The sequence below is a fragment of the Aeromicrobium sp. EU05-FHT14F07 genome (assembly GCF_058790455.1).
Map to the genome: position 1 here is coordinate 200,569 of NZ_JBYTCR010000003.1, position 25,022 is coordinate 225,590.

At 72.6% G+C, this 25,022-nt stretch carries 27 protein-coding genes; 12 read left to right on the plus strand and 15 right to left on the minus strand.

Going from position 1 to position 25,022, the window contains the following annotated elements; all coding sequences use genetic code 11:
- Positions 1-122: 122 nt before the first annotated feature.
- From AC3WRM_RS04785 to AC3WRM_RS04795, 3 genes are read right to left on the minus strand one after another with little or no spacing between them, the layout of a single operon-like run.
- Complete coding sequence (locus AC3WRM_RS04785; RefSeq protein ID WP_492247382.1) at positions 123-1,712, minus strand: acyl-CoA carboxylase subunit beta; 1,590 nt, start codon at positions 1,710-1,712, stop codon at positions 123-125.
- Between the two features lie 10 nt (positions 1,713-1,722).
- The gene (locus tag AC3WRM_RS04790) at positions 1,723-2,898 is read right to left on the minus strand and encodes an acyl-CoA dehydrogenase family protein (protein WP_492247381.1); all 1,176 of its coding nucleotides are present in this window, start codon (positions 2,896-2,898) and stop codon (positions 1,723-1,725) included.
- Positions 2,895-4,643 (minus strand): acyclic terpene utilization AtuA family protein, encoded by a 1,749-nt coding sequence (locus AC3WRM_RS04795; protein ID WP_492247380.1) that lies wholly within the window; start codon positions 4,641-4,643, stop codon positions 2,895-2,897. Before AC3WRM_RS04795 ends, AC3WRM_RS04790 begins: the two co-directional genes overlap by 4 nt.
- An 88-nt stretch (positions 4,644-4,731) precedes the next feature.
- On the opposite strand from AC3WRM_RS04795, the gene AC3WRM_RS04800 reads away from it, so the two are divergent.
- Both AC3WRM_RS04800 and AC3WRM_RS04805 read left to right on the plus strand, forming a co-directional pair.
- Positions 4,732-5,262 (plus strand): putative immunity protein, encoded by a 531-nt coding sequence (locus AC3WRM_RS04800; RefSeq protein WP_492247379.1) that lies wholly within the window; start codon positions 4,732-4,734, stop codon positions 5,260-5,262.
- A 255-nt stretch (positions 5,263-5,517) separates the two neighbouring features.
- Positions 5,518-5,865, plus strand: coding sequence for a hypothetical protein (locus tag AC3WRM_RS04805; protein ID WP_492247378.1), 348 nt, complete (start codon positions 5,518-5,520; stop codon positions 5,863-5,865).
- 10 nt (positions 5,866-5,875) lie between these two features.
- On the opposite strand, the gene AC3WRM_RS04810 is transcribed toward AC3WRM_RS04805, so the two are convergent.
- Complete coding sequence (locus tag AC3WRM_RS04810; protein WP_492247377.1) at positions 5,876-6,685, minus strand: TIGR03084 family metal-binding protein; 810 nt, start codon at positions 6,683-6,685, stop codon at positions 5,876-5,878.
- Between the two features lies 1 nt (position 6,686).
- Positions 6,687-7,283 carry a TetR/AcrR family transcriptional regulator gene (locus tag AC3WRM_RS04815; protein ID WP_492247376.1) on the minus strand — a complete coding sequence of 199 codons (597 nt, stop codon included), beginning with the start codon at positions 7,281-7,283 and terminating at the stop codon, positions 6,687-6,689.
- 205 nt (positions 7,284-7,488) lie between these two features.
- Here AC3WRM_RS04815 and AC3WRM_RS04820 point away from each other — a divergent pair, with 205 nt between their 5' ends.
- Entirely contained in the window at positions 7,489-9,288 is a 1,800-nt protein-coding gene (locus AC3WRM_RS04820; RefSeq protein ID WP_492247375.1) for a DUF3352 domain-containing protein, read from the plus strand.
- 39 nt (positions 9,289-9,327) lie between these two features.
- Entirely contained in the window at positions 9,328-9,729 is a 402-nt protein-coding gene (locus tag AC3WRM_RS04825; protein WP_492247374.1) for a VOC family protein, read from the plus strand.
- A gap of 12 nt (positions 9,730-9,741) precedes the next feature.
- Here the strand turns inward: AC3WRM_RS04825 and AC3WRM_RS04830 are convergent, their stop codons facing one another.
- Positions 9,742-10,107, minus strand: a complete 366-nt coding sequence (locus AC3WRM_RS04830; RefSeq protein ID WP_492247373.1) for a hypothetical protein — start codon at positions 10,105-10,107, stop codon at positions 9,742-9,744.
- Between the two features lie 102 nt (positions 10,108-10,209).
- On the opposite strand from AC3WRM_RS04830, the gene AC3WRM_RS04835 reads away from it, so the two are divergent.
- The gene (locus AC3WRM_RS04835; RefSeq protein ID WP_492247372.1) at positions 10,210-11,238 is read left to right on the plus strand and encodes a hypothetical protein; all 1,029 of its coding nucleotides are present in this window, start codon (positions 10,210-10,212) and stop codon (positions 11,236-11,238) included.
- Entirely contained in the window at positions 11,225-11,842 is a 618-nt protein-coding gene (locus tag AC3WRM_RS04840; protein ID WP_492247371.1) for a class F sortase, read from the plus strand. The genes AC3WRM_RS04835 and AC3WRM_RS04840 overlap by 14 nt, the downstream gene beginning before the upstream one ends.
- Positions 11,843-11,872: 30 nt before the next feature.
- Here AC3WRM_RS04840 and AC3WRM_RS04845 read toward each other — a convergent pair whose 3' ends face one another.
- The 3 genes from AC3WRM_RS04845 to AC3WRM_RS04855 all read right to left on the minus strand — a co-directional run bounded on the left by AC3WRM_RS04845 (position 11,873) and on the right by AC3WRM_RS04855 (position 14,225).
- Entirely contained in the window at positions 11,873-12,085 is a 213-nt protein-coding gene (locus AC3WRM_RS04845; RefSeq protein ID WP_492270911.1) for a hypothetical protein, read from the minus strand.
- Between the two features lie 148 nt (positions 12,086-12,233).
- Positions 12,234-13,523: an alpha/beta hydrolase gene (locus AC3WRM_RS04850; protein WP_492247369.1), complete on the minus strand. Its 1,290-nt coding sequence runs from the start codon at positions 13,521-13,523 to the stop codon at positions 12,234-12,236.
- A gap of 48 nt (positions 13,524-13,571) precedes the next feature.
- Positions 13,572-14,225 carry an SIMPL domain-containing protein gene (locus AC3WRM_RS04855; RefSeq protein WP_492247368.1) on the minus strand — a complete coding sequence of 218 codons (654 nt, stop codon included), beginning with the start codon at positions 14,223-14,225 and terminating at the stop codon, positions 13,572-13,574.
- Positions 14,226-14,350: 125 nt separating this feature from the next.
- Here AC3WRM_RS04855 and AC3WRM_RS04860 point away from each other — a divergent pair, with 125 nt between their 5' ends.
- Entirely contained in the window at positions 14,351-15,670 is a 1,320-nt protein-coding gene (locus tag AC3WRM_RS04860) for an ATP-dependent 6-phosphofructokinase (protein ID WP_492247367.1), read from the plus strand.
- A gap of 320 nt (positions 15,671-15,990) precedes the next feature.
- Here the strand turns inward: AC3WRM_RS04860 and AC3WRM_RS04865 are convergent, their stop codons facing one another.
- Complete coding sequence (locus AC3WRM_RS04865; RefSeq protein WP_492247366.1) at positions 15,991-16,443, minus strand: GNAT family N-acetyltransferase; 453 nt, start codon at positions 16,441-16,443, stop codon at positions 15,991-15,993.
- Positions 16,444-16,567: 124 nt separating this feature from the next.
- Here AC3WRM_RS04865 and AC3WRM_RS04870 point away from each other — a divergent pair, with 124 nt between their 5' ends.
- Both AC3WRM_RS04870 and metX read left to right on the plus strand, forming a co-directional pair.
- Positions 16,568-17,857, plus strand: coding sequence for a bifunctional o-acetylhomoserine/o-acetylserine sulfhydrylase (locus AC3WRM_RS04870; RefSeq protein WP_492247365.1), 1,290 nt, complete (start codon positions 16,568-16,570; stop codon positions 17,855-17,857).
- Entirely contained in the window at positions 17,854-18,969 is a 1,116-nt protein-coding gene (gene metX / locus AC3WRM_RS04875; RefSeq protein WP_492247364.1) for a homoserine O-acetyltransferase MetX, read from the plus strand. Before AC3WRM_RS04870 ends, metX begins: the two co-directional genes overlap by 4 nt.
- An 87-nt stretch (positions 18,970-19,056) precedes the next feature.
- Here the strand turns inward: metX and AC3WRM_RS04880 are convergent, their stop codons facing one another.
- Complete coding sequence (locus tag AC3WRM_RS04880; RefSeq protein ID WP_492247363.1) at positions 19,057-19,752, minus strand: TetR/AcrR family transcriptional regulator; 696 nt, start codon at positions 19,750-19,752, stop codon at positions 19,057-19,059.
- 132 nt (positions 19,753-19,884) lie between these two features.
- Here AC3WRM_RS04880 and AC3WRM_RS04885 point away from each other — a divergent pair, with 132 nt between their 5' ends.
- Entirely contained in the window at positions 19,885-20,799 is a 915-nt protein-coding gene (locus AC3WRM_RS04885; RefSeq protein WP_492247362.1) for an NAD-dependent epimerase/dehydratase family protein, read from the plus strand.
- 46 nt (positions 20,800-20,845) lie between these two features.
- On the opposite strand, the gene AC3WRM_RS04890 is transcribed toward AC3WRM_RS04885, so the two are convergent.
- The 4 genes from AC3WRM_RS04890 to AC3WRM_RS04905 all read right to left on the minus strand — a co-directional run bounded on the left by AC3WRM_RS04890 (position 20,846) and on the right by AC3WRM_RS04905 (position 23,999).
- On the minus strand, positions 20,846-21,604 hold the full coding sequence (locus AC3WRM_RS04890) for an SDR family oxidoreductase (RefSeq protein ID WP_492247361.1): 759 nt from the start codon (positions 21,602-21,604) through the stop codon (positions 20,846-20,848).
- Position 21,605: 1 nt separating this feature from the next.
- A complete protein-coding gene (locus tag AC3WRM_RS04895; protein WP_492247360.1) occupies positions 21,606-22,421 on the minus strand; it encodes an SDR family oxidoreductase in 816 nt (271 codons plus the stop codon).
- A gap of 203 nt (positions 22,422-22,624) precedes the next feature.
- Positions 22,625-23,473 carry a rhomboid family intramembrane serine protease gene (locus AC3WRM_RS04900; protein ID WP_492247359.1) on the minus strand — a complete coding sequence of 283 codons (849 nt, stop codon included), beginning with the start codon at positions 23,471-23,473 and terminating at the stop codon, positions 22,625-22,627.
- 1 nt (position 23,474) lies between these two features.
- Complete coding sequence (locus tag AC3WRM_RS04905; RefSeq protein WP_492247358.1) at positions 23,475-23,999, minus strand: peptidylprolyl isomerase; 525 nt, start codon at positions 23,997-23,999, stop codon at positions 23,475-23,477.
- A 118-nt stretch (positions 24,000-24,117) separates the two neighbouring features.
- On the opposite strand from AC3WRM_RS04905, the gene AC3WRM_RS04910 reads away from it, so the two are divergent.
- Together AC3WRM_RS04910 and AC3WRM_RS04915 are read left to right on the plus strand one after the other, a co-directional pair.
- The gene (locus tag AC3WRM_RS04910; RefSeq protein ID WP_492247357.1) at positions 24,118-24,240 is read left to right on the plus strand and encodes a hypothetical protein; all 123 of its coding nucleotides are present in this window, start codon (positions 24,118-24,120) and stop codon (positions 24,238-24,240) included.
- Entirely contained in the window at positions 24,237-25,019 is a 783-nt protein-coding gene (locus tag AC3WRM_RS04915) for an enoyl-CoA hydratase/isomerase family protein (RefSeq protein WP_492247356.1), read from the plus strand. Before AC3WRM_RS04910 ends, AC3WRM_RS04915 begins: the two co-directional genes overlap by 4 nt.
- Positions 25,020-25,022 lie beyond the last annotated feature (3 nt).

Genomic DNA, 25,022 nt, shown 5'->3' on the forward strand with positions numbered 1-25,022 from the left:
ACCACCCGGCAACGGACCAGCGTGAGCCACACCGAGCACTGAGCCGCGCGCAGTGGTCTCGATACGCCGGCCCCAGGCTCGTCCCTCGCCAGGCCCGGCTACTCGACCAGCGACATCGCGCGTCACAGCCGGAACACCCCGTAGCCGCGGGCGCCCTCGACGGGGGCGGTGTGGATGGCGGAGAGGCAGATCCCGAGGATCGCGCGGGTGTCGCGGGGGTCGATGACGCCGTCGTCGTAGCCCATGCCCGACGTGAAGTAGGCGAGCGACTGCTCCTCGATCTGCTGCTCGACGTAGTCCTTGACGCCCTGGAAGCCCTCGGCGTCGAACGGCTGGCCCTTCGACTCCGCCGACTGGCGGGCGACGATCTCCATGACGCCCGCGAGCTGCGCGGGACCCATCACGGCCGACTTCGCGCCGACCCAGCTGAACATGAAGCGCGGGTCGTAGGCACGCCCGCTCATGCCGTAGTGGCCGGCACCGTACGAGGCGCCCATGACGACCGACAGGTGCGGGACCTTGGAGTTGGAGACGGCGTTGATCATCTGTGCGCCGTGCTTGATGATGCCGCCCTGCTCGTACTCCGCGCCGACCATGTAGCCGGTGGTGTTGTGCAGGAACAGCAGGGGCGTGTCGGTCTGGTTGGCGAGCTGGATGAACTGGGCGGCCTTCTGCGCCTCGGCGCTGAACAGCACGCCCTGCGCGTTGGCGAGGATGCCGATCGGGTAGCCGTGCAGCTGCGCGTAGCCGGTGACGAGGCTCGAGCCGTACAGCGGCTTGAACTCGTCGAACTCGCTCCCGTCGACGAGCCGGGCGATGACCTCGCGCGGGTCGAACGGGATCTTCAGGTCGGTCGGCACGATGCCGAGCAGGTCCTCCCCGTCGAGCACCGGTTCGGCGTAGTCGGCTCGCGGGCTCGCGCCCTTCTTGCGCCAGTTGAGCCGGCGCACCACCTGGCGGCCGAGCCGGATGGCGTCGTGCTCGTCGACGGCGAGGTAGTCGGCGAGGCCCGACGTCTTCGCGTGCATCGACGCGCCGCCGAGCGACTCGTCGTCGGACTCCTCGCCGGTGGCCATCTTCACGAGCGGCGGTCCGCCGAGGAACACCTTGGCCCCGCCGTCGACCATGATCACGTAGTCGCTCATGCCGGGGATGTACGCGCCGCCGGCGGTGGAGTTGCCGAAGACGAGGGCGACGGTCGGGCGTCGGTCCTCGCTGGCGCGGGTGATGTTGCGGAAGCTCGCGCCGCCGGGGATGAAGATGTCCTTCTGCGTGGGCAGGTCGGCGCCGCCGGACTCGACGAGGTTGATCGTCGGGAGGCCGTTCTCCTCGGCCACCTGCGCGGCGCGGAAGCCCTTCTTGACGGTGACCGGGTTCGACGAGCCACCCTTCACCGTGGGGTCGTTGGCGACGATCATGCACTCGACCCCCTCGACGACGCCGATGCCGGTGACGAGCGAGCCGCCGACGGTGAAGTCGGTGCCCCACCCGGCCAGCGCCCCGAGCTCGAGGAACGGAGTGTCGGGGTCCAGCAGCAGCTCGATGCGCTCGCGGGCAGTGAGCTTGCCGCGGCCGTGGTGCCGGGCGACGTACTTCTCCCCTCCTCCGGCGAGCGCCTTCGCGTGCTGCTCGGCGAGGTCGGCGACGCGCTCGAGCATCTGCGCGCGGTTGTCGGCGTAGGTGGCCGACGTCGGGTCGATGGTGGTCTTCACGGCATGCCTCTCAGTAGCCCAGCAGCTTCGCGGACAGGTCCTTCATGACCTCGGTGGCGCCGCCGCCGATGCCGAGGATGCGGGCGTCGCGGTAGTGGCGGTCGATCTCGGACTCGCGCATGTAGCCCATGCCGCCGAAGACCTGCACGGCCTCGTGCACCACGTGCTCGACGGCGGCGACGGCGACGTTCTTGGCGGTCACGGCGTCGAGGATGAGCGACGGGTCGGTCTTCGGCGTCTCCAGCGACCGCACCAGCGCCTGGCGGGTCAGCGCCCGTGCGGCGGCCGTGCGGGCGTGCATCTCGACGAGCTTGTGCCGGATCACCTGGCGGGCGATCAGGGGCTTGCCGAACGTGTCGCGCTCGCGGGCGTAGGCGACGGCGAGGTCGAGGGCCCGCTGCGCGGTGCCGTACGCCTGCACGGCGAGACCGAGGCGCTCGCCGACGAACTGCTGCATGACGAGGTAGAAGCCGCCGTTCTCCTCGCCGACGAGGTTCTCGACCGGGACGCGCACGTCGTCGAAGGCCAGCTCGGCGGTGTCGGAGCAGTGCCAGCCCATCTTGCGCAGGCTCTGGCTCACGGTGAACCCGGGCAGGTCCTTGTCGATGACGAGCAGCGAGATGCCGGCATGCCCCTCCCCGCCCGTGCGCACGGCGGTGGTGACGAAGTCGGCCCGCACGCCCGAGGTGATGAACGTCTTCGCGCCGTTGACGACGTAGTGGTCGCCGTCGCGCACGGCGCGGGTGCGGATGTTCGCGACGTCGGAGCCGCCGCTGGGCTCGGTGACCCCGAGCGAGCCGATCTTCTCCCCCGCGAGCGTCGGGCGGACGTAGGCGTCGACCAGCGCGTGGTCCCCCGTTCCCGATGACGCCGCGTCGATGATGTGCGGGAGGGCGATGGAGTGCGTGAACAGGCTCGCCTGCAGCCCCGTGGACCCACCGGCCGCGAGCATCGCCTCGGTGACGACGCAGGCATCGACGGCATCTCCACCCGCACCGCCGACCTCCTCGGGGTAGCCGACGGCGAGGAACCCGGCCTTCGCGGTGGCGGCGTGCAGCTCGCGCGGGAGCTCCCCGTCGTCCTCCCACTGTGGGAGGTGGGGGACGATCTCGCGTGCGGTGAACTGCTCGACCGCGGTGCGCAGAGCCTGCCGCTCCGGCGTCTCGAAGAGGTCGGTGGTGGTCACAGACGTCGGCCTTCCAGGAGTCGGGTGGGCACGGCGGTCACGCGGGCGCGCAGCCACTCGCCGAGCGCCTTGGCCTGCGGGTCGAGCCGGGTCGACGACGACACGCCCTCCCCCAGCAGCCCGCGGACGACGACGTTGACGCCGCCCAGGTTCGGCAGGGGGTGCACGTCGACGTCGAGGTCGGCGGCCTCGGGGAGCATGCCCTGCACCCAGCCGGCGTTGACGACTCCGACGAGCCACGCGACGGCGTCGGCGCGACGTGGGTGGTCGGCGGGCACCCAGAGCCCGACGTTCGCGTCGCCGCCCTTGTCGCCGGAGCGGGCGTGCACGAGCTCGCCGAGCGGGCGGGGCTCGCTCTCGCCCAGGTCGGGGGCGGCCGGGGAGTCGACCGGCGGCACCGCGACGGCGGCGGTCGTGGAGGGTGGTGCGACGTCCTCGCGCCGACCGTCGGCGTGCACGACGACGTGCGGGACCTCGGTCTGCGGCACGTACGCCGGGCGGTACACGCCGTACGGGGTGCCGCGGCCGGGCGGTGCGGTGAGCGTGAAGCCCGGGTAGGACGCGAGCGCGACGTTGACGAACGCGTCGCTGAAGGTGCGGCCGACGGGCTCGGGCCGGCTGCTCTTGGCGGCGCACCGCAGGTACGACGTGGCCGCGGCCTGCGTGGGCGGGTCGTAGACGTCGGTGCGGTCGAGGGTCCACACGAGCTCGTCCGGCGGGTCGTCCTGCAGGGCCGCCTCCACCTGGCGACGCACCCAGGCGGCCTTCGCCTCGATGTCGAGGCCGGTGAGGAGCAGGTCGACACCGTTGCGGAAGCCGCCGAGGAGGTTGAGGCAGACCTTGGTGGTGGCGGGCGGTGGCGTCCCGCGGACGCCGCTGATGCGGACCCGGTCGGGCCCCTCCTGCGTCAGGGCGACGGTGTCGAGGTGAGCGACGACGTCGGGGTTGAGGTAGGCCGGACCCTGCACCTCGTAGAGGAGCTGTGCCGTGACGGTGTCGACGGTGACGGCGCCACCGGTCTCCGTCGTGCCGGTGCTCGCGTGCTTGGTGATGACGCTGCTGCCGTCGGCGTCGACCTCCGCGACGGGGAAGCCGAGCGGTCGCCAGGTGTCGAGGTCGCGGAAGCCGCTGAAGTTGCCGCCGGTGGCCTGCGTGCCGCACTCGATCACGTGGCCGGCGACCAGGGCGCCGGCGAGCGCGTCGAGGTCGTCACGGCCCCAGCCGTGCGCGTGGATGGCCGGACCCATGACGACGGAGGCGTCGGTGACGCGGCCCGTGACGACGACGTCGGCGCCCGCGTCGAGCGCTGCCGCGATGCCGAAGGCGCCGAGGTAGGCGTTGGCGGTGAGGAGGCTGCCTCCGCCGACGTCGCTCAGGCCGAGCTCGGCCGCCCGCGGGAGCAGGTCGTCACCCTCGACGTGCGCGACCTGCACGTCGATCCCCTGCTCCTGCGCCAGCTCGCGGATGCGTGCGGCGAGGCCGGCCGGGTTGAGGCCGCCGGCGTTGGCGACGACCTTCACGCCCTTCTCCCGCGCGAGCGCGAGTCCGTCCTGCAGCTGGCGCAGGAAGGTCTTCGCATAGCCGGCCTCGGGGTCCTTCATCCGGTCCTTGCCGAGGATGAGCATGGTCAGCTCGGCCAGGTAGTCGCCGGTGAGGTAGTCGAGCTCGCCGCCCTCCAGCATCTCCCGGAACGCGGTGGGCCGGTCGCCGTAGTAGCCGGAGCAGTTGCCGATGCGGACGGTCACCTCGGCAGCATCGCATCGGAGGTAACAAACAGTCAAGCCTGCTTGTTTATCCGTGGACCGCATGCGATCCGCCCGGCACCATGAGGGCATGACCACGCCGCCCGACCTCGACCTCACCCTCGAGGAGCTGCGTGCCGTGGTGCGCTTCGCCGCCGACTGCGCCGCGGAGCTCCTGCCCGTGTACGAGTCCAGCGTCGCCGACGACCGCCGCCCGCGGGAGGCGCTCGACGCCGCACGGTCCTTCGCCGACGGCGCCGCGCGCTCGAACCTCCAGCGCACCACCGCCTTCGCCGCCCACCGAGCGGCGAAGGAGGCACCCGACGACGTGACTCGTCTCGCCGCGCTCGCGTGCGCGGACGCTGCGGGAGCGGCCTACCTGCACCCCCTCGCGCAGGCGACCCAGGTCGGGCACGTCCTGCGATCGGCGGCGTGCGTGGCACGGGTCGCCGAGCTGCGCGGGGACGACGTCGGCCGCGTCGTGGCAGCACTCGCGGGTCGCGCCGCACCTCCCGTGCCCGCGGTCCTGCGCCGCTACCCGGCGGCCCCTGGAGGCCGCACGCGCCTGGCGGAGCTGCTCGTCGCCCTCGACGCCGCGGTGCGCGACAGCGACGCACGCTGACCGACCTGCGCGCGACGCCGCTCTGAGGCCCGGGCCACCGGCGAGCGGCGTCGCGCTACGCGTTCCTCCACCCGTCGCTACTGAGGTCCCGCGCGCGACCGCCCGATCGGCCTGCGGGCCGCGCACGGTGGGCGGAAGCGCAGCGGCACAGGGACCGCTGCGCCCTCCTCGCAGCAGGGAGCCACCGATGACACCTCACAGGATCGGCGGCCGGCCGACCGGCCCGGCCGTCAGCACGGACGGCGACGGACCGTCATGAGCAGCCTCGTCAACGAGAAGCCCGCTCCGGCCACCGGGGTCGTGGAGCTGCCCCAGGCCCGGCCCGTGTGGGTCGGGTGCCTCTGGCAGCACGACGACGGCCAGGTGAAGGAGACCGTGCCCGCCTGGGCCACGCACCGGTCGGCGAACCTCATCCTGTGCGACTTCTGGGACCCGAGGGCCGGGGACGAGCGGGCCCACTGGATGGAGGCGTCGTTCGTGCGACCCCGCCCGATCCGCACCCGCACCCCGCGAGTGCGCCGGCACCCGGCGGCGGCACCGAGCCCCCGCACCGTCGTGCCCGGCACGCCGCGAGCCCGCTCGGACGAGCGAGGCCCGGCCTGAGGAGTCGGCGTCAGCGCTCCGCGAGCCGCTTCGGGTCGGCGCCGGGGAGTCCGGCGAACGCCTGGGCGATGTCGAGCCAGTGGTCGGCGTCCGCGCCCTCGGCCCGGACATCGGTGTCGTCGCGGTGACGACGACGCGTCGCGAGCAGCGCGAAGTCCCACGCGTCGCCCGTGACGCGCTGCTCGGCGTCCTCCTCGCCCCACGACCACGTCTCGCCCGACGGCGCGGTGAGCTCGACCCGCACCTCGCTCGTCGGCGGCTCCTCGCCGCGCATGACGTACGCGAAGCCGCGGGTGCGGACCCCGAGGTGGCAGACGTGACGCACCCGATCGGTGCGAGGCACCTCGACGTCGAGCGCCTCGGCCACGTCGTGCGCGTGCGCCCACGTCTCCATGAACCGGGCCGACGCCATCGACGTCGGGCTCATCGGCGGACCGAACCACGGGACGCGCTCCCCGTCCGGCACGGCGCGCAGCGCGTCGGCGAGGGCCTCGCGACCGGCGCGCCAGGCGTCGAGGAGCATCGGCACGGGCTTCGCGGCCCACGTGTCGGCCGCGGTGTCGACGTACCCCGTCGGGTCCTGCGCCGCCTCCTTCAGCAGCGCGCCGAACACCTCCGCGTCGGTGACCGCCGCGAGCGACGTCTCGTCGGTCCAGGCGAGGTGGCCGACCTGGTGGGCGACGGTCCAGCCCTCGGGTGTCGTGACTGCGCCCCACTCCTGGATCGGCAGGTCGGCGACCCAGCCGTCGAGCTGGTCCCCCTCGGCGGCGAGGTCGGCGAGCACCTGCTCGAGTCGTTCCCGTGGGCTCGTGGATGACATGTCAGCGCTCCAGTCCGGTGTCGAGGGTGACGGCCCAGGCGTCGAGCACGGCGGCCCGTCGTCGGCTGTCGTCGGTGAGGGTGCCGGCGAGGCCGAGTCCGCGCAGGAGGTCGAGCGTGGCCTGGACGAGCTCGCGGTTGCGACCGCGTCGCTCGTCGACGTCGAGCAGCTCGACGGCGTACGCGTGCGTCTCGCGGCCCACTCGACGTTCGAGCGGGGCGACCGCCTCGAGCAGGTCGGGGTCGGTGCGGGCGGCCACCCACAGCTCGAGGGCCGCGAAGAAGACGGGCGACGTGAACTGCTCGGCCAGCACGTCGAGCACGGCGCGCGTGCGCCCGACGTCGGGGAGCGTGCGCACCGCGTCGGCCATCGCGTGCCGTCGGCGTTCGGTGAGGTGCTCCACGGCCCCGACGACCAGCGCCTGCTTGCTCGGGAAGTGGTGCAGCTGGGCGCCGCGGCTCACCCCGGCGCGCTGCGAGACGACGGTCGTCGACGTGCCCGACCACCCGAGCTCGACGAGGCACTCGACGGTCGCCTCCATGAGCCGCAGCCGCATGGCTGCGGTGCGCTCCGCCTGCGGCGTCCGGGTCGTCGTCACGGGAGCATCATGGGCGCAGGTCGCACAAACAGGCAAGTCTGACGGTTAGTTCGCTCGGACCGACGCCGGCAGGTGGACCCTCGACGCCCGGTCGGTGGCCTGGACCATCTCGGCGTGGCGCACGTCTCGTACGTCCTGCCCACTTCCCGCTCGCAGCAGGGTCGAGGATCGGTACGCTGCGACGCACCCATTCTTCGGAGGACCCATGAGCGACGAGACGCCCACCAGCCCCCCGCCCCCGCCGGCGCCCGACGGCGCGGCGACCCCCGACGCCACCGTCGAGCAACCCGCAGCACCCGAGGCCGCACCCGCCAGCGGCGGCGGGAACGGCAAGAAGGTCGCGCTCGGCATCGGCGCGGTCGTCGCCGTGGCCGCCATCGGCGGAGGCGCCTACGCCTGGACCCAGCTGTCCGGCGGCGGCACCCAGCCCCACGACGTGCTCCCGGCCGACACGATCGCCTACGTCCGCCTCGACCTCGACCCGTCGGCCAGCCAGAAGATCGACCTGTTCCGGCTCGCGCGCCGCGTGCCCGAGCTGTCGCAGGAGCTCGGCATCAAGGACGAGGGCGACGACCTGCGCAAGATCGTGCTCGAGAACGCGCTGCAGGGCTGCGACGACGTCGACTACGCCAAGGACGTCGAGCCGTGGCTCGGCGAGCGCGTCGGCCTGGGGGTCGGCCCGAACCTGCAGGACGAGGAGGAGTCGCTGCGCGTCGCCGTGCAGGTCACGGACGAGAAGGCCGCGAAGGCCGGCATCGGCAAGCTCTTCGCGTGCAGCGACGAGGAGTTCGGCGTCGGCTTCCTCGACGGCTACGCGATCGTCACGCCCACCCAGAAGAGCGCCGACGCCGCGGTGAAGGCCGCGTCGACGAAGTCCCTCGCCGACGACGACGACTTCGCACGCGACCAGGACGTGCTCGACGAGCAGGGTGTGCTGTCCGGGTGGGTCGACGTCAAGGGCAGCGTCGCTGCGATCCAGGAGGCCGGGATCGACGACGCGCTCGGCCCGGACGCCGCCCAGCTGGAGACGGTGGCCGACGAGACCAGCAGCCTGGCGTTCGCGCTCTCCGCCTCGTCGACGTCGCTCACCCTCGACGCGGTCGCCCACGAGGGTGACAAGCCGACGACGCTGCCGAAGGTCCGCGGTCTCGGCGCCCTGCCCGAGGACACCGTGGTCGGGCTGACCGTCCCGGGCGGCGGCAAGGCCGTCGAGGAGAACTGGGACGAGATCAAGGCCGGCCTCGGCGACCTGCTCAGCCTCCGCGACGTCTTCACCGTGCCCGGTCAGGGGCTCTCCGGCAGCGCGGACCCGTTCGCCGAGGGGGCGCAGCCGGAGTTCGACGCCGAGGCGTACGCCGCCGACCCCGAGGGCTACGAGGAGGAGTACCTCGCCCAGCTGCAGCAGCAGGCGGCACCGCCCGCGGCGAGCAGCGCGGACATCGACGCGACGATCGAGGAGGTCGAGAAGACGCTCGACGTCACGCTGCCGGACGACCTGGTGACGCTTCTCGGCGACGCCTTCTCGGTCTACGTCGGCCGCGACGGCCTCGAGGACATCGCCGGTCCCCAGGGTCCGGCGGACCCGTCCGACGTGGCCGTGGGCCTCGTGACCGAGGGCGACGAGAAGAAGGCAGCCGACCTCGCCGACCGCCTCACCACGTCGCTGCAGCGTCTCGCCGGCGTCGAGCTGGCGACCTCCGAGGGCGATGACGCGGTCTCGATCGCCACGTCGCCGCGGGTCGCCAAGGAGCTCGTCGAGGACGGCGACCTCGCCGGCACCGACCTCTACTCCTCGGTGATCGACGGCGATGGCGACGGTGGCGGCCTGTTCGTCGACGTTGGCGCGATCCTCGACGCCGTCGCGAAGGCCGAGCCCGACATGGAGCAGGACGACGTGTTCACCAGCCTGCGCAACATCGCGGCCGTCGGCCTCAGCAACACGCACCCGCAGGACGGCTACATCGGGCTGTCCGCCTCGGTCGCCTTCACCGAGCGGAAGCAGTAGCCCTCGACACGGCCGCGGGGGTGTGGGAGGAATGACGTCATGACGTCGTTCGTCTCCCACACCTCCGTCGACTGCTCCGACGCGTACGCGCTCAGCGAGTTCTGGAAGCTGGTGCTCGGCTACGTCGACGTGCCCGACGACCCGAACGAGCCCGGGCACGAGGAGTGCATGGTCCTCGACCCCGAGACCGGCCACCAGCTGTTGTTCATCGAGGTGCCCGAGACCAAGGCGGTCAAGAATCGCCTGCACCTCGACCTGCGCCCGCGCGCAGGCACCCGCGACGCCGAGGTGGCGCGGCTCCTCGCGGCCGGCGCCACGCAGGTGGCCGACCGGCGCGGCATCCACGGTCCGGGGACGGGCTGGGTCGTGCTGGCCGACCCGGAGGGGAACGAGTTCTGCATCCTGCGCTCGCCCGAGGAGCTCGCTGACGGGACGGGCTGACGCACCCGGCCGCTAGGCCCGGGCGTCGAGCGCGCGGCGCAGCAGGGGGCGCCACCGCGGCTGGTCCGCGGTCGTGAGCGCCAGACCGGCGGTGACGACGACGGCCACGACCCACGCGCCGACCAGCGTCACCGTGAGCCCCTCGTGCAGAGCGCGGGGCAGGAGCGCGACGGTGCCGAGCACCAGCGCGACACCGACGAGCCCAGCCAGCGAGAGGTCGATGGCGCGGCCCACGGCGTCGGTCCAGCTCGCGTCGCGGCGGACGCCGAACCACGCCGCCACCCCGAGGAGCACCACGAGGCTCAGCAGGTCGATGCCGCGCGCGAGGGCCACCAGCGGCAGCAGCGCGATGACGGCCTCCATTGGACGGGGGCGCACGGCCGCCATCCTGCCAGGACCGGTTTTCAGAAGAATTGGCCAAGAATCCGCCAGATGTGGTCGGATGGCCTCACCGTCCCCTCGAATCGAAGTGAGCCGACCATGCGCCGACTCGTCCTGTCCCTCCTCCTGGCACCCGTCCTGTGCCTCGTCGGACTCGCCACACCGGCGTCCGCCGCCCCGGTGATCCAGGAGTTCACCGTCAACGGCTCCTCGACCGACCTGACTCTGGACCCCGGTGAGGAGCTCGACGTCGTCTGGGACGTCACCAGCACCGAGACGCCCACCGTCACCGCCACGGGCACCGGCTGGTCGGGCACGCTCGACCCCTCCGGCACGCAGCGCGTCGCCGGCCCCGAGGCCGGTGAGTCGCTCACGTTCGGCCTGGAGACCACCGACTCGACCGGTACCACGTCGGCCACGACGATCACCGTGACCGCGCAGGACGAGCCCGAGGGCGTCACGCCGCCGCCCGTCGTCGTGCAGGGCTGCACCGTCGTCGTGCCGCGCTCGGACTCCTTCGACTACGTGCTCGCCTACTTCGGCGACACCGAGGACACCGAGCCGATCGAGGCCGGCACCTACCGGGCCTCCTCCCTCACCTTCGGCGGCGGCCTCGACGTCACGATCATCGCCGAGCCGCGCGCCGACGTGACCGTCGCCGACGGCGCCGTCACCACGTGGGACGTCCCGAGCGGCGAGGACTGCCAGAGCGAGCTGTTCGCGGTGAGGACCGCGCCGTGCAGCTTCACGGTGCGCAACATCACGGGCACCCCGATCGAGTTCCTCTACGGTGACGGCGACGCCGAGAACGCCGACGGCCAGTTCACGCTGGCGCCCGGCCAGCAGCGCACCGTGAAGACCCCGCGCGACACCCTGCTGGCCGTCGGCATCGCCGGCGACATCGAGGCGGAGCCGGAGCTCCAGATCCTCGACGTCAAGGTCCCGCAGACGGGCTGCGACGGTGGTGCCGTGGGCGCCGGCGGCAACGCCTGGCCGTTCCCGACCAACGCGCCGGCTGCCGGCGTGTCCGGCTCCGAGCACGACGGCACCCCGGCGTGGCTGCCGATCGGCCTCCTCGTCGTCCTCGGCGTCGCCGCCGGCGCCGCGCGCGCCCGTGCGTCGCGCTGAACCACGCCTCCTGGCCGCCGCCGCGCTCCTCGTGGGCGTGGCGGCGGTCGCCGCGTTCCTGGTGACCCGAGGCGACCCGGCCGAGCCGCGCCCGGCGGCCACCGCGACGTCGCCCGCCCCCTCCGCGTCAGCCTCCGCCACGACGTCGGACCAGCCCACCGGGTTCACGCCGGCACGGGTGCGCATCCCGTCCATCGACGTCGACGCGCCCGTCGTCGGCCTCGGCACGGGCGACGACGGTGCCCAGGAGGTGCCCGAGCGGCTCGACGTCACGGGCTGGTGGCGCGACGGCGCCAAGGTCGACGGTCCCGGCAGCGCCGCGATCGTCGGGCACACCGCCTCGCGCGGCGCGGCCGTCTTCGACCGGCTCGGCGACCTCGCCACGGGCGACCGCGTCAGCGTCGACGGCAGACGTGGCGGCGAGCGAGCGGCGTTCGTCGTGCGGGCCGTGCGCACGGTCCCGGTCGAGCAGTTCCGCCGCATCGCGCAGGCCGTCTACCGCACGTCGGGCCCGACCAGCCTCGTCCTCATGACGTGCGGCGACTACGACGGCAGCGACTTCCGTTCCACCGTCGTCGTCGTGGCCACCCCCGTCCGGTCCTGACGGGGCCGCCCTCGTCCTGCTCGCCGTTCGTCAGCCCACGAGAGGGGCGACTCCCCACACGACCATCACGAGGAGCAGGACCTTCACGACGAGTCGGACAGTCGGGTGTGCGCGGCGAAAGCCCAGCAGGGTGAGAGCGAGCACGAGCGCGCTGATGAACGGACTGACCCACAGGAGCGCGAAGACGACCAGCCCGGCAGCGTAGATGCTGTCGGGATGGTGCCGTGCGAGCGAGCCGCTCACCATGTCTCGTGCCTTCCGTCGGTGTCCGCCTGCTCAGCCAAGCGCACCTGACGACCCGTGTCCCAGGAACGGCCACAGTGCCGGCGAGAAGGATGCCCGTGCACGGTGTCGACGCGAGAACCACGCGGGCCGGCGCGCCCGGCCCGACTCAGCCCGCGCCGAAGGACCAGCGCCGGCGTCCCTCGCCGACCAGCTCACCGTCGAGCACCGCGTCGTCGGCGCGCGTCACGGGCTCCTCCGGCACGACCTCGCCGACCACGGGCTCCTCGTGGGTCGGGTCGTCGTGGCGTCGCGGGTCGGCCTCGCCCGACGTCACCGACTCCTCCCCCACGGCACGGCGGGCGAAGTCGGCGGCGAGCCGCAGCGCCTGCCGACTCTCGGGCAGCGTGTCCGCGAGCACGGGGAACGCGTGCACCTGGCCGCGCCACAGGTGCGTCTCGACGGTGACGCCGCGCTCGGCCAGCAGCAGCGCCATCGCCTCCACCTCGGGCCGCAGCATCTCGTCCTCCACCGCGACGAAGAACGTCGGCGAGGTGATGTGGTCGGCCGCGTCGAGGGGCGAGACCTCGCCCTCGATGGTCGAGCCCTCGGGCAGCCAGCGCTCCCGGATCACCGCGACGCGCCCGATGGGCAGGTAGGCGTCGCGCACCCGGGCCACTCGGGCCACGCCCTCCTTGTCGATGCGGTCGGGGTCGAGGCTCAGCAGCGGCGAGAAGGTCAGCAGCGCGGCCGGCGCGGGCAGCCCCCGGCGGTTCGCCAGCTCGGCGATCTTCATCGTCAGGTAGCCGCCGGCGGAGTCGCCGGCCACGACGATCTTGTCGGGCCGGTCGCTCATCTCCACCAGCGCCGCGTACGCGCGGATCGCGTCGTCGACCGAGTCGGCCACCGAGCCCTCGGGGAGCTGGACGTACTCGACGGAGATCACCGTCGCGCCGGTGTACAGCGCCAGCCGCTCGCAGATCCGACGGTGCGTCTCGATGCCGCAGGAGAAGAAGCCGCCACCGTGCAGGTAGAGCAGCGTCATCTCGCTCGTCGGCCCGTAGCGGTGCGTCATCGACTCCACGTGCACGCCGTCGAGCTCGAAGGAGACGGGCTCGACGAAGCGGGACCGCGGACCGCGCGCGGAGAGCTTGTCGAGGGATCGCAGCGTCGTGAGGGTGCGGTCGTTGAGCGGCGCGAGGCGCAGCAGCGGCTTGAAGACCAGCCGGGTGGTGCGACCGAGGACGCGGCTCTTGAGACTGACGTCCTCGTGCACGACGGCCTGGTCGTAGACCACGCGCATGGGTCGGTTCCGCAGCGGCAGACCGGTCCGGGCCCGCTGCGTCACGACGGAGACGCTGGGTCGCGGACGTGCCGGGGCGGTGGTGCTGGCGTCGCTCCCGGAGCCGACGCCGGGGAGCAGCGCCCTCAGTCGACGCAGGACGGAACGCACGGACATACCGCCACCATACTCCCGGTATGGGCGGGTGAGGGCGTCGCGCGGAGGTCAGTCGGCCTGGAAGCGGGCGTCGACCTCGACCCGCACCACGATGTCCTCCGGCACGAGGGCGAGCCCCGAGCGGTCCTCCCCGGAGTCGAGCCGGTGCGCGACCGCACCGACGAACCCCACGTCGCCGTGGCCGTCGAGCATCCCGGGGTCGGCGAGCTGCACCGCCACCACACGACCGCGCCGCACGGCGTCGGCGTACGTCTGCGCCTTCGTCACCGCGTCGTCGACGGCGGCCTTGCGCACCTCCGCCTCCAGCACCCGTCGGCTGCGGACGCCCAGGTCCCACTCGACGGGCAGCACCTCCACGCCGTCCACCCCGGCCCAGTGGTCGAGGAAGCCGTTCATGCGCTCGAAGTCGACGAACTCGGCCCGCAGCTGCACCGACGCCGTGTGCACGACCTCGTCCGAGCGTCGGTCGCCGACCCAGGGGCGGCTGCCGTGGACCGTCACCTGGTCGCTGGACCACGTGTCGACCGCGCCCAGCGCCGCGAGGTCGCGCAGGTGTCCGGCGAGCGGCTCCTGCAGCGCCGCCGCACGGTCGCGGACGTCGACCCGGTCGGTCCCCTCCACGACGGCCTCGAGCCGCACGAGGGCGCGCTCGGCCGGATGGCGCGCCTCGGCGACGCCGCGCACGGTGATCTGCACTCCCATCCGGACATTCTCCCCGCGAACGCCCGCGGGCGCGGACTTTCGCCCCAACCGGATACGGTCGACCTCCCGCGCAGAGGCTCCCCAGGACCCCGCACCTGAGGGTTTCCTCACCCTAGGATGAGGACATGGTGACGCTCGCCGACCTCCAGGTCCGCTCCCTCGGTCCGTGCACGGTGCCCTCACCTCTCTCGCACTACGTCGGCGGCCGCGCGACCAACGAGTACTACGTCGGCGAGGACGACCGTGTGCTGTTCGACGACACCGTCGAGCTGATCCAGCGTCGCGGCCTCCCGCTGGAGGAGCTGCCGACCTTCGAGACCGGCGGACCCCGTGCCCGCCTCTTCTTCGACCCCGGCTCGGTGCGCGTCGGCGTCGTGACCTGCGGTGGCCTCTGCCCCGGCCTGAACGACGTGATCCGCGCGATCGTCATGGAGCTGCACGAGCACTACGGCGTGCGCGACGTGGTCGGGTTCCGCAACGGGTACGCCGGGATGGTGCCGGGGCTCGGGCTCGAGCCGGTCACGCTGACCCCCGACTTCGTGGCCAACATCCACGAGCGCGGCGGCACCGTGCTCGGGTCGTCGCGCGGCGCGCAGGACGTCGGCGTCGTGGTCGACACCCTGCAGGCCCGTGGGATCGACATCCTCTTCGTCATCGGCGGTGACGGCTCGATGCGCGGCGCCCACCGGATCGCCGAGGAGGCGATCGCGCGCGGCGCCGACATCGCCGTGGTCGGGGTGCCGAAGACGATCGACAACGACATCCCGCACATCGGGCAGAGCTTCGGGTTCCAGACGGCGTACTCGCGGGCGGCGCAGTCGATCAAGGCGGCCAAGATCGAGGCCGAGGCGTCGCTCAACGGCGTCGGGCTGGTGAAGGTGATGGGGCGTCACGCCGGGTTCATCGCCTGCTACTCCGCGCTGGCCGGCCACGACGCCGACTTCGTCCTCATCCCCGAGGTGCCGTTCGCGCTCGACGGCGACAACGGCCTGCTGGAGCACGTCCGGCGCAAGGTCGCCGCGCAGGGTCACGCCGTGCTGGTGGTCGCCGAGGGCGCGGGCCAGGAGCACCTCCCGCACGACGGCGCCACCGACGCGTCCGGCAACGCGCGGCTGGCCGACATCGGTCGCCTGCTGCGCGAGCGGATCACCGACGACTTCACGTCGCGCGGCGAGGAGGTCCTGTTCCGCTACTTCGACCCGGGATACTTCATCCGCTCGGTGCCCGCAGAGCCGTCGGACTCGGTGTACTGCTCACGGCTCGCGCAGACCGCCGTGCACGCGGCGATGGCCGGCCGCACCGACATGGTCGTCGGGCGGCGCCGGCACCGGTTCGTGCACGTGCCGATCAGCTACGTGACCCACCGCCCCCACCACGTCTCCCCCGACGGCGACCTCTGGCTCAGCGTCCTCGAGTCGACCGCCCAGCCCTTCGACATGCGCTGACCCACCGCTGGTCGAGTAGCAGCGACGGCGAGCGCCAGCGAGCTCGTCGGTGCGTATCGAGACCACCCGGCAACAGATCAGCGCGGGCCGACCCCCAGCGACCGCTTGGAATGGTCTCGATACACCTCCCCTCGCTAGCGCTCGTGGAGGCACTCGACCAGCGGACGGTTCCGCTGGTCGAGTAGCGGCGACGGCGAGCGCCAGCGAGCTCGTCGGTGCGTATCGAGACCACCCGGCAACAGATCAGCGCGGGCCAACCCCCAGCGACGGCTCCGAGTGGTCTCGATACGTCCGACCGAGCTCCTTCGTCGCCGGCCGGACTACTCGACCAGCGGGTCGGGGTGGCGGGTGTAGCCCAGCTCGACCGGGTGGGGCGGGTACTCGCTGGTGCCGGTGCGACCGTCGGGGCGCCAGCCGTGCCGCTCGTAGAAGCGGCGGGCGCGGACGTTCTCCTCGAGCACCCAGAGCCGGTCGACGTGGCGGGGGACCTCGGCGAGGACGGCGTCGGCGAGCCCCGTCCCCCGGTGGCGCGCGACGACGCCCAGGTGCAGCAGCGTCGTCCGGTCGTGCGCGAGGTACCCGACGCCCACGCCGTCGACGACCACCACGAAGGCCGCGACCCCCGTGGCCGCGATCCGCTCGGCCCACCGGTCGCGCACGGCGGTCCAGGGGTAGGGCGGTGCGAATACGTGGGCGAGCGCATCGGTGTTGGCGGCCTGCTGGATCGAGGCCAGCAGGCCCTCGTCGCCCTCGGTGGCCGGTCGCAGGTCCATCGGACGATCCTCGCACGTCCCGGATTCTGAGACGTCTTCTCGGTCCCCGGACCGCGTGCCACGGTGAAGACCCACCCCGCGACACCCGGTCGCGACACCCCGCCGCGACAGCTGAGGAGACACCATGAGTGACCAGTGGTCGTTCGAGACCAAGCAGATCCACGCCGGCCAGACGCCCGACCCGACTACCGGCGCCCGTGCGCTGCCGATCTACCAGACGACGTCGTACCAGTTCCGCGACACCCAGCACGCCGCCGACCTGTTCAGCCTGGCGGAGCCGGGCAACATCTACACGCGCATCACCAACCCGACCCAGGACACCGTCGAGCAGCGGCTCGCCGCGCTGGAGGGCGGTGTCGGCGCGCTGCTGTTCGCGTCGGGCCAGGCGGCCACGACCGGCGCACTGACCAACGTCGCCGAGGCGGGCGACCACATCGTCGCGTCGGCGAGCCTCTACGGCGGCACCGACTCGCTGCTGCGCCACACGTTCCCGAAGCTCGGCATCCAGGTGTCGTTCGTCGAGGACAACAACAACCCCGACGCCTGGCGCGCCGCGGTGCAGGAGAACACGAAGGCGTTCTTCGGCGAGACCATCGGCAACCCGAAGGGCGACGTGCTCGACCTGGAGGCGATCTCGGCCGTGGCGAAGGAGGTCGGCGTGCCGTTCCTCGTCGACAACACCGTCGCGACGCCCTACCTGCTCAACCCCCTCAAGCACGGCGTCGACACGGTCATCCACTCCGCCACGAAGTACATCGGCGGGCACGGCACGGCCATCGCGGGTGTCGTCATCGATGGCGGGACCTTCGACTACGGCGCCCACGGGGACAAGTACCCCGGCTTCACCCAGCCCGACGCGAGCTACCACGGCCTCGTGTTCGCGGAGGCGCTCGGACGGGCCGCGTACATCGCGAAGCTGCGCGTGCAGTACCTGCGCAACGTCGGCGCCGCGATCTCGCCGTTCAACGCGTTCCTCATCGCGCAGGGCCTGGAGACGCTCAGCCTGCGCGTGGAGCGTCACGTCGAGAACACGCGCCAGGTCGCGGAGTGGCTGTCGGCCCGCGACGACGTCGCGTCGGTGACGTGGGCGTCGCTCGAGGGCAACCCGTACAAGGAGCTCGCCGACCGGTACGTCCCGCGGGGCGCCGGCGCGGTCCTGACGTTCGAGCTGCCCGGTGGGATCGACGCCGGCCGCCGCTTCATCGACGCGCTCGAGCTGTTCAGCCACGTCGCGAACATCGGCGACGTGCGGTCGCTGGCCATCCACCCGGCCAGCACGACGCACTCGCAGGGCACTCCCGAGGAGCACGCCGCCACCGGCGTGACGCCCGGTCTTGTGCGCCTCGCGGTGGGCCTGGAGGGCATCGACGACATCCTCGCCGACCTCGAGGCGGGACTGCGCGCGGCCAAGTGACCTCACCCCACCTGACCAACCAGGATCTCCCTTCCGTCACCGGCGCGTGGCGGGAGGGAGATCCTGTCGGTTCCCGACGTTTCGCCGACGTCGGCGACGTCGCGCTCGAGAGCGGGTCCGTGCTGCCCGACGTCCGGCTGGCGTACGAGACGTGGGGGACGCCGGGACGCGACGCCGTGCTGGTGCTGCACGCGCTCACCGGCGACAGCCACGTGGTCGGTCCGACCGGGCCCGGGCACGCCAGCCCCGGCTGGTGGGACACCCTCGTCGGGCCCGGCCTTCCGATCGACACCGACCGCTTCCACGTCGTCTGCGCGAACATCCTGGGCGGCTGCCAGGGCTCGACGGGCCCCTCGTCCCTCGCCCCCGACGGTCGGGCGTGGGGCAGCCGGTTCCCCGACCTGACGGTCCGCGACCAGGTCGCCGCCGAGGCGCTGCTGGCCGACGCCCTCGGGATCGAGCGCTGGTACGCCGTCGTGGGCGGGTCGGCCGGTGGCATGCGGGGCCTGGAGTGGGCGGTCGGGCACCCCTCGCGGGTGGAGCGGCTGTTCCTGCTGGCGACGTCGGCGCAGGCGTCGGCCGAGCAGCTCGCGCTGTCGTCGGTGCAGCAGGCGGCGATCACCAGCGACCCGCACTTCCACGGCGGCGACTACTACGCCGAGAGCCGCGGCCCGACCACCGGGCTCGACCTCGCGCGGCGGGTGGCGCACGTGGCCTACCGCAGCGAGGCCGAGCTGCAGCAGCGCTTCGGCCGCGAGCGCGAGCCCGACGGTCGGTTCAGCGTCGCGTCGTACCTCGAGCACCACGGCACGAAGCTCACCCGCCGCTTCGACGCCGGCTCCTACCTGGCGCTGACCCGGGCGATGGACTCCCACGACGTCGGACGCGGCCGTGGCGGGGTCGCCGAGGCGCTCGGCGGCGTGACCGCCCGGACCGTCGTCGCCGGGATCGACTCCGACCGCCTCTACCCGCTGTACCAGCAGCAGGAGCTGGCCGACCTGGTGCCGGGTGCCGACGGGCTCGACGTCGTGCACTCGCTGCACGGTCACGACGGCTTCCTCGTCGAGCAGGAGCAGGTCGGCGCCCTCGCCCGCCGCGCCCTCGCCGAGTAGTCCCCACGATGTGGTACCTCATCGCCCCTTTCGGGGCGGGAAGTGGGCGGTGACGTACCGAATCGTGGGGAGGGGGAGGTGGGGAGGTCAGGGGGGCGGGAGGCCGACCGTCGTGGCGAGGGTGGCGACGTGGACGTCGAGGAACGCGCCGGGGTCGTGCAGGGTGTCGGGACCGTACTGGCCGAACACCTCGAAGGCCACGGCGCCCACGAGGGCCGACCAGAGTCCGAGCGCGCGGGCGAGGTTCGTCACGGGCAGCGCCAGGTCGTACTCGGCGCGGATCCGCTCGAGGTCGCTGCGCAGGCTGCGCGGGAGCGGGCCGTCGACCTCACGCAGGTCGCCCCGTCGGTACGCGTCCTCGAGCACCGTGAGCAGCGCGACGACCACCCGGGTCCCCGGCTCGACGGTCGTGTCGGGGGGCGCCGCGTAGCCCGGCACCGGGGTGCCGTGCAGCAGGGCGAAGCGCGACGGCTCGCGCAACGCCCACGACCGCATGGCCTGGGCCGCAGCCTGCAGGCGACGGGTGGGCGTGCGCCGTGACGACGCTGCCACCGCCGCCTCGACCTCGGCACCGAGCTCGTCGTACGCGTCGACGATCAGGAGGGTCAGCAGCGCGTCGCGGTCCTTGACGTATCGGTACACGGCCGACGAGACCAGGCCCAGCTCACGCGCGACGGCGCGCAGCGACAGCTCAGCAGGCGTCGTAGTCGCGAGCTGCTCGCGGCCGATGCGGACGATGTCGCGCAGGGTCTGCTCGCGGGCGACCTGACGGGGGGTGGGCACGACCTCACCCTAGCGTCGTCGAGGTCGATATGTCGATACCAAGAGCAGTGCTCTTGACAGGTGTCGCAGACGAGCGCACCCTGGACTCGTCCACCAACCGAGAGCGCTGCTCTCTGAGCCCCAGGAGTCATCATGCGCACCCTCGTCATCGGCGCCGGCCAGATCGGTCCCCACGTCGCCACCCTGCTCGCCGAGCGCGGCGAGCAGGTCACCGTCGCCACCCGGTCCGGGTCCGGCCCCGAGCACCCGCTCGTCACCCGCACCCGACTCGACGCGACCGACGTCGCCGCGCTCGACCGCGCGTTCGCCGACATCGACGTCGTGCACCTGTGCGTGCACGCCTCGGCCTACCGCCCCGACGTCTGGGAGCGGGAGCTGCCGCCCCTCGAGCGCGCGGTGCTGACCGCCGCGGAACGCCACGACGTGCACGTGGTCTACCCGGAGAGCGTCTACGCCTTCGACACGAGCGCCCCGCTCGGCGCCGACCCGCGGATCGCGCCGCGCTCCGCCCTCGGACGGATCCGCGCGACCCTCCTGGCGCGTCGCGCCGCGTCGTCGGCGCACACGACCAGCGTGGTCGCGTCGGACTTCTACGGCCCCGGCGCGGCGATGGCGCACGGTGGCGACCGGATGGTCGTGCCGGCGACCACGGGCCGGACGGTGCGCCCGCTGGGTCGCGTCGACCTGCCCCACGCCTGGACCTACCTGCCCGACCTCGCGGCCGCCATGGTCGCAGCCGCCGACTCCGCCGACGGGCCCGACGCCGTGCTCGCCCCCGTCGTGCACGCGACGCAGCACGAGCTCGCCCTGGTCTACGCGCGCGCTGCCGGACGGGACGACGTCCGGGTGCGCGCCGTGCCCGCCTGGGCGCTGCGAGCGGTCGGCGTCGTCAACGCCGACGTCCGCGCGATGGCCGAGATGTCCTACCTGTTCACGCAGCCGCTGCTCGTCGACGAGACCGCGACGATCCTGCCCGCCACGCCCCTCGACGTCGCCGCCGCTGCCGTCGTCGACTCCCCGTCTCGGAGCACCGTCGCCCGCTCCTGAGCCAGACAGCGGCGATGGAGCGCCGAGACGGGGAGGAGAGCGAGCGTCAGACGAGCTTGCGGACCACGCCGCGCGGCGCGTACCGCAGGACCTGGCCGAGCGGGCCCCACGGCCAGCCGGGGGTGGCGGCGGTGTCGACCTCCTTCTGGATGGCCTTCACCATCGAGCGCACGCCGGTGGGGGTGTCGACCATGAGCCGCTGCTCCTGCTCGACCTGCTCGTTCATCTCCGACGCGATGTAGCCCGGGAACAGCGTCGTCACCGCGATGTCGAGGCCGCGGCGACCGACGAGGTCCATGCGGATGCCCTCGGCGAGGTGGGCGACCGCGGCCTTCGTCGCGGCGTACGCCGTCATCGAGCCGGGCATGCCGCGCATCGCCGACATCGAGGAGATGACGACGAGGTGGCCGGCCTTGCGCTCGTAGAAGTGCGCCATCGCGGCCTCGCACTGCGCCATCGCCGCGACGACGTTGGTCTCGACGGTCTCGCGGTTCGCGGCGAACGCCCCGGTGCCGATGCGACCGCCCTTGCCGAGCCCGGCGTTGACGATGACGCGGTCGAGGCCGCCGAGGTCCTGGATCGCCCGGGTGAAGACGTCGAAGACCTGCTCGTGGTCGTTGACGTCGAGCGCGTGCACGACCACCTGCACGTCGGGGTGGGCCGCGGTGATCTCGGCGGCGAGGGCCTCGAGCCGGTCGACGCGGCGCGCGGTCAGGGCCAGCGAATGGCCCTGGGCGGCGAGCTGGCGGGCCATCTCGGCGCCGAGACCGGAGCTGGCGCCGGTGATGAGCACGTTCGTGCGCACGTCAGTCCTTCCGGCCCATGCGGGCGGCCGCCTTGGCCATCTCGCGGTAGTACACGGGCCGCAGGAAGCGCTTGGCTGCGTAGGCCAGCTTGCCCTCGCGGTCGGTGAGGACGATGTGCCGCCCCTTCTCGACCTCGGCGATGACGATGGCGGCGATGTCGGCCGCGGTGCGCTTCGAGCCGTCGATGAGCTTGGCCGCCGACTTCTGCGCCGACTCGTCCTTGCCACGCAGCGACGCGGTCAGGTTGGTCTTGAAGAAGGTGGGGCAGACGACGCTGACCTGGATGCCGGACGGCTTGAGCTCGTGGAACAGCGTCTCGCTGAGCGCGACGACGCCCGCCTTGACGGAGTTGTACTCGCTCATCCGCGGCGGGTGCACCAGCCCGGCCGCCGACGCGGTGTTGACGATCGTGCCGCCGCCCTGCTCCTTCAGGAGCGGGACGAAGGTGCGGCAGCCGCGCACGACGCCGAGCAGGTTGATGTCGACGATCCACTGCCACTGGTCCATCTCCGACAGCTCGATCCGACCGCCGGCCGCGACACCGGCGTTGTTGAAGAGCACGTCGAGCCCGTCCCACGTCTCCACGACATGGTCGCGCGCGGTGCTCCAGTCGACGTCGGACGTGACGTCGAGGGTCCGGTAGGACACGTCGGGGTGCGCCGCGGCGAGCGCCTGCAGGACCTCGGGCGCCTCGGCGTGGACGTCGGTGGCGAGCACGCGGCAGCCCTGCTCGGCCAGCTGGGTGACGAGGGCGAGGCCCAGCCCGGAGGCCGCGCCGGTGACGAGCACACGCGTGCCCGGGACGAAGATCGACATGTTCAGATACTAACGGTATCCGAAACCTGACGTCCACGGCCGTCCTCGGGATCGGCCCGTGTGCACAGGTGTGGACGGCCCTGTGCACGAGTTACACCGGTGTTGTTCACAGCTGTGGACAGGTCTGTGCGTGAGTTACACGGGTGTTGTTCACAGCTGTGGGCAACGCTGGGGAGAACGACAGACGTGTGATTTAGGGCACCTCAGCCCAGCAGCTGCTGGGAGCGCACCAGCACGGCGACGACCACGGCCGCCCAGAGGAGCACGAAGGCCGCGACCTGCACGAGCGTCCGGTGCGCCCGGGGCCCGTACGCGAACAGCGCCCCGAGCAGGATCCCGGCCACGAAGCCGCCGAGGTGGCCCTGCCAGCTGATCGGGCCCAGGAAGCCGATGGCCACGTTCACCGCGAGGAGGGCGAGCAGCCCGCGCACGTCCTCGCGCGCCCTCAGCATGAACAGCAGCGCCATGCCGAACAGGCCGAACACCGCGCCCGACGCGCCGGCCGTCCCGCTGAACGGCTCCGACAGCCACATGACGAAGACGCCGGAGACCACGGCGGTCGTGACGTACGCCGCGACGAACCGCGCCGTGCCGAGCTTGCGCTCGACGAGCGGGCCGAACAGGTAGAGCGCGTACATGTTGAAGAGGATGTGCAGGGTCCCGAGGTGCAGGAACGCCGAGGTCAGCAGCCGCCACCACTGGCCCTCGGCGACGCCGACCGGGAACATCGCGCCCTGCTGGTACAGCGGGCTGCGCAGGTCGCCGGTGAGCAGCTGCACCAGGTAGACGACGACGTTGAGCCCGATGATGACCAACGAGACGGCACCCTCGCGTGTCTGCAGCGCACCGCCCGCGACCGTGCGGGGCAGCCGCACCGACTTCGCGCCGCGGTTGACGCACTCCGGGCACTGGAAACCGACGGAGGCGTCGTTCATGTCCTGGGTGCAGATGGGCCGCTCGCACCGCTGGCAGGTGATGAGCGCCTCGCGGTCCGGGTGGCGGTAGCACCGCGGCGCGCCGTCGGGGCGCGACCCCGGTGCCGTTCCGGTCATGTCAGCCGCGGTCGACGGTGACCTTCTCGATCACCACGGGCTCGACGGGACGGTCGAAGCCGTCCGTCGGCACCGCGGCGATCGCGTCGATCACCTTCTGGCCGGCCTCGTCGGCGACCTCGCCGAAGATCGTGTGCTTGCGGTTCAGCCAGTCCGTCGGGACGACCGTGATGAAGAACTGCGAACCGTTGGTGCCCGGCCCCGCGTTGGCCATCGCCAGCAGGTAGGGCTTGTCGAAGCGGAGGTCGGGGTGGAACTCGTCCTCGAAGGTGTAGCCGGGGCCGCCCGTGCCGGTGCCGAGCGGGTCGCCGCCCTGGATCATGAAGTTGCGGATGATCCGGTGGAACGTGATGCCGTCGAAGAACGGGCGCGTGGCGACCTGGCCGGTGGCCGGGTCGAGCCACTCCTTCGTGCCCTCGGCGAGGCCGACGAAGTTCTCGACGGTCTTGGGGGCGTGATCGGGGAAGAGCCGGACCACGACGTCGCCGTGGTTGGTGTGCAGGGTGGCGCTCAGCGGGGAAGACACGTCAGTCCTTCGGGGGGATCGTGCGGGACGGGACCTTGACATCTTCCCACGACCCGACAACTGAGGCCGGTCGACGCACCGCGACGCGAGACGGCGAGCTGCCCGCTAGCGTGGGCCCATGCGAGAGCACCCCATCCGTCTGGTCCTGGCCCTGCTCGCCCTCGTGGCCGGCATCGTCGTCGCGCGGAACCTCACCGCCGACCGCGGTGGCGTCTACGACCCGGCCGAGGCGAGCCGGTGAGCGAGCCGCGCGTCGACGTCACGCGGGTCGACGACGTCGCGGTCGTGACCTTCAGCGCGCCGCCGGTCAACCTGTACTCCCTCGAGCTGCACGACGCCTTCGACGCCGCGCTCGACGCCGTCGAGGCCGACCTGCCCCGCGCCGTCCTGCTCCGCGCAGAGGGCAAGCTGGTCTCCGGCGGTGTCGACGTCGCGCAGTTCCACGCCCGGAAGACGCAGGAGGACACGAAGGACCTGTACGACCGGATGATCGAGCTGCCCGACCGGATCGCCGCGCTCGACGTCCCGACGTTCTTCGCCGCCCACGCGCTGACGCTCACGTGGGCGCTGGAGGTCGCACTCGCCTGCGACGTCGTGCTCGCCAGCGAGAAGGCGAAGTTCGGCCTGGTGGAGCGGGTCATCGGCCTCACGCCGACGATGGGCGGCACGCAGCGCCTCGCGCAGCGCGCCGGCGTCGGCCGGGCCAAGGAGGTCGTGCTCACCGGCGAGCTGTTCGACGCCGCGACCTTCGAGCGATGGAACGTGGTCAACCGGGTGCTGCCCGTCGACGGCTTCGACGACGCCGTGCTCGACATCGTGCGGCAGGTCGCCGTGGGTCCGACGCAGGCGTTCGGCGCGGCCAAGCGGATCCTGCGCGCCTACGAGACCGGCGGCGTGCCCAGCGCGAACGCCGTGACCACGCAGATCGCGTCGGCACTGTTCGCGACCGACGACCTGCAGCACGGCATGGAGTCGTTCCTGCAGGACGGCCCCGGTCGGGCCACCTTCACCGGTCGCTGACGG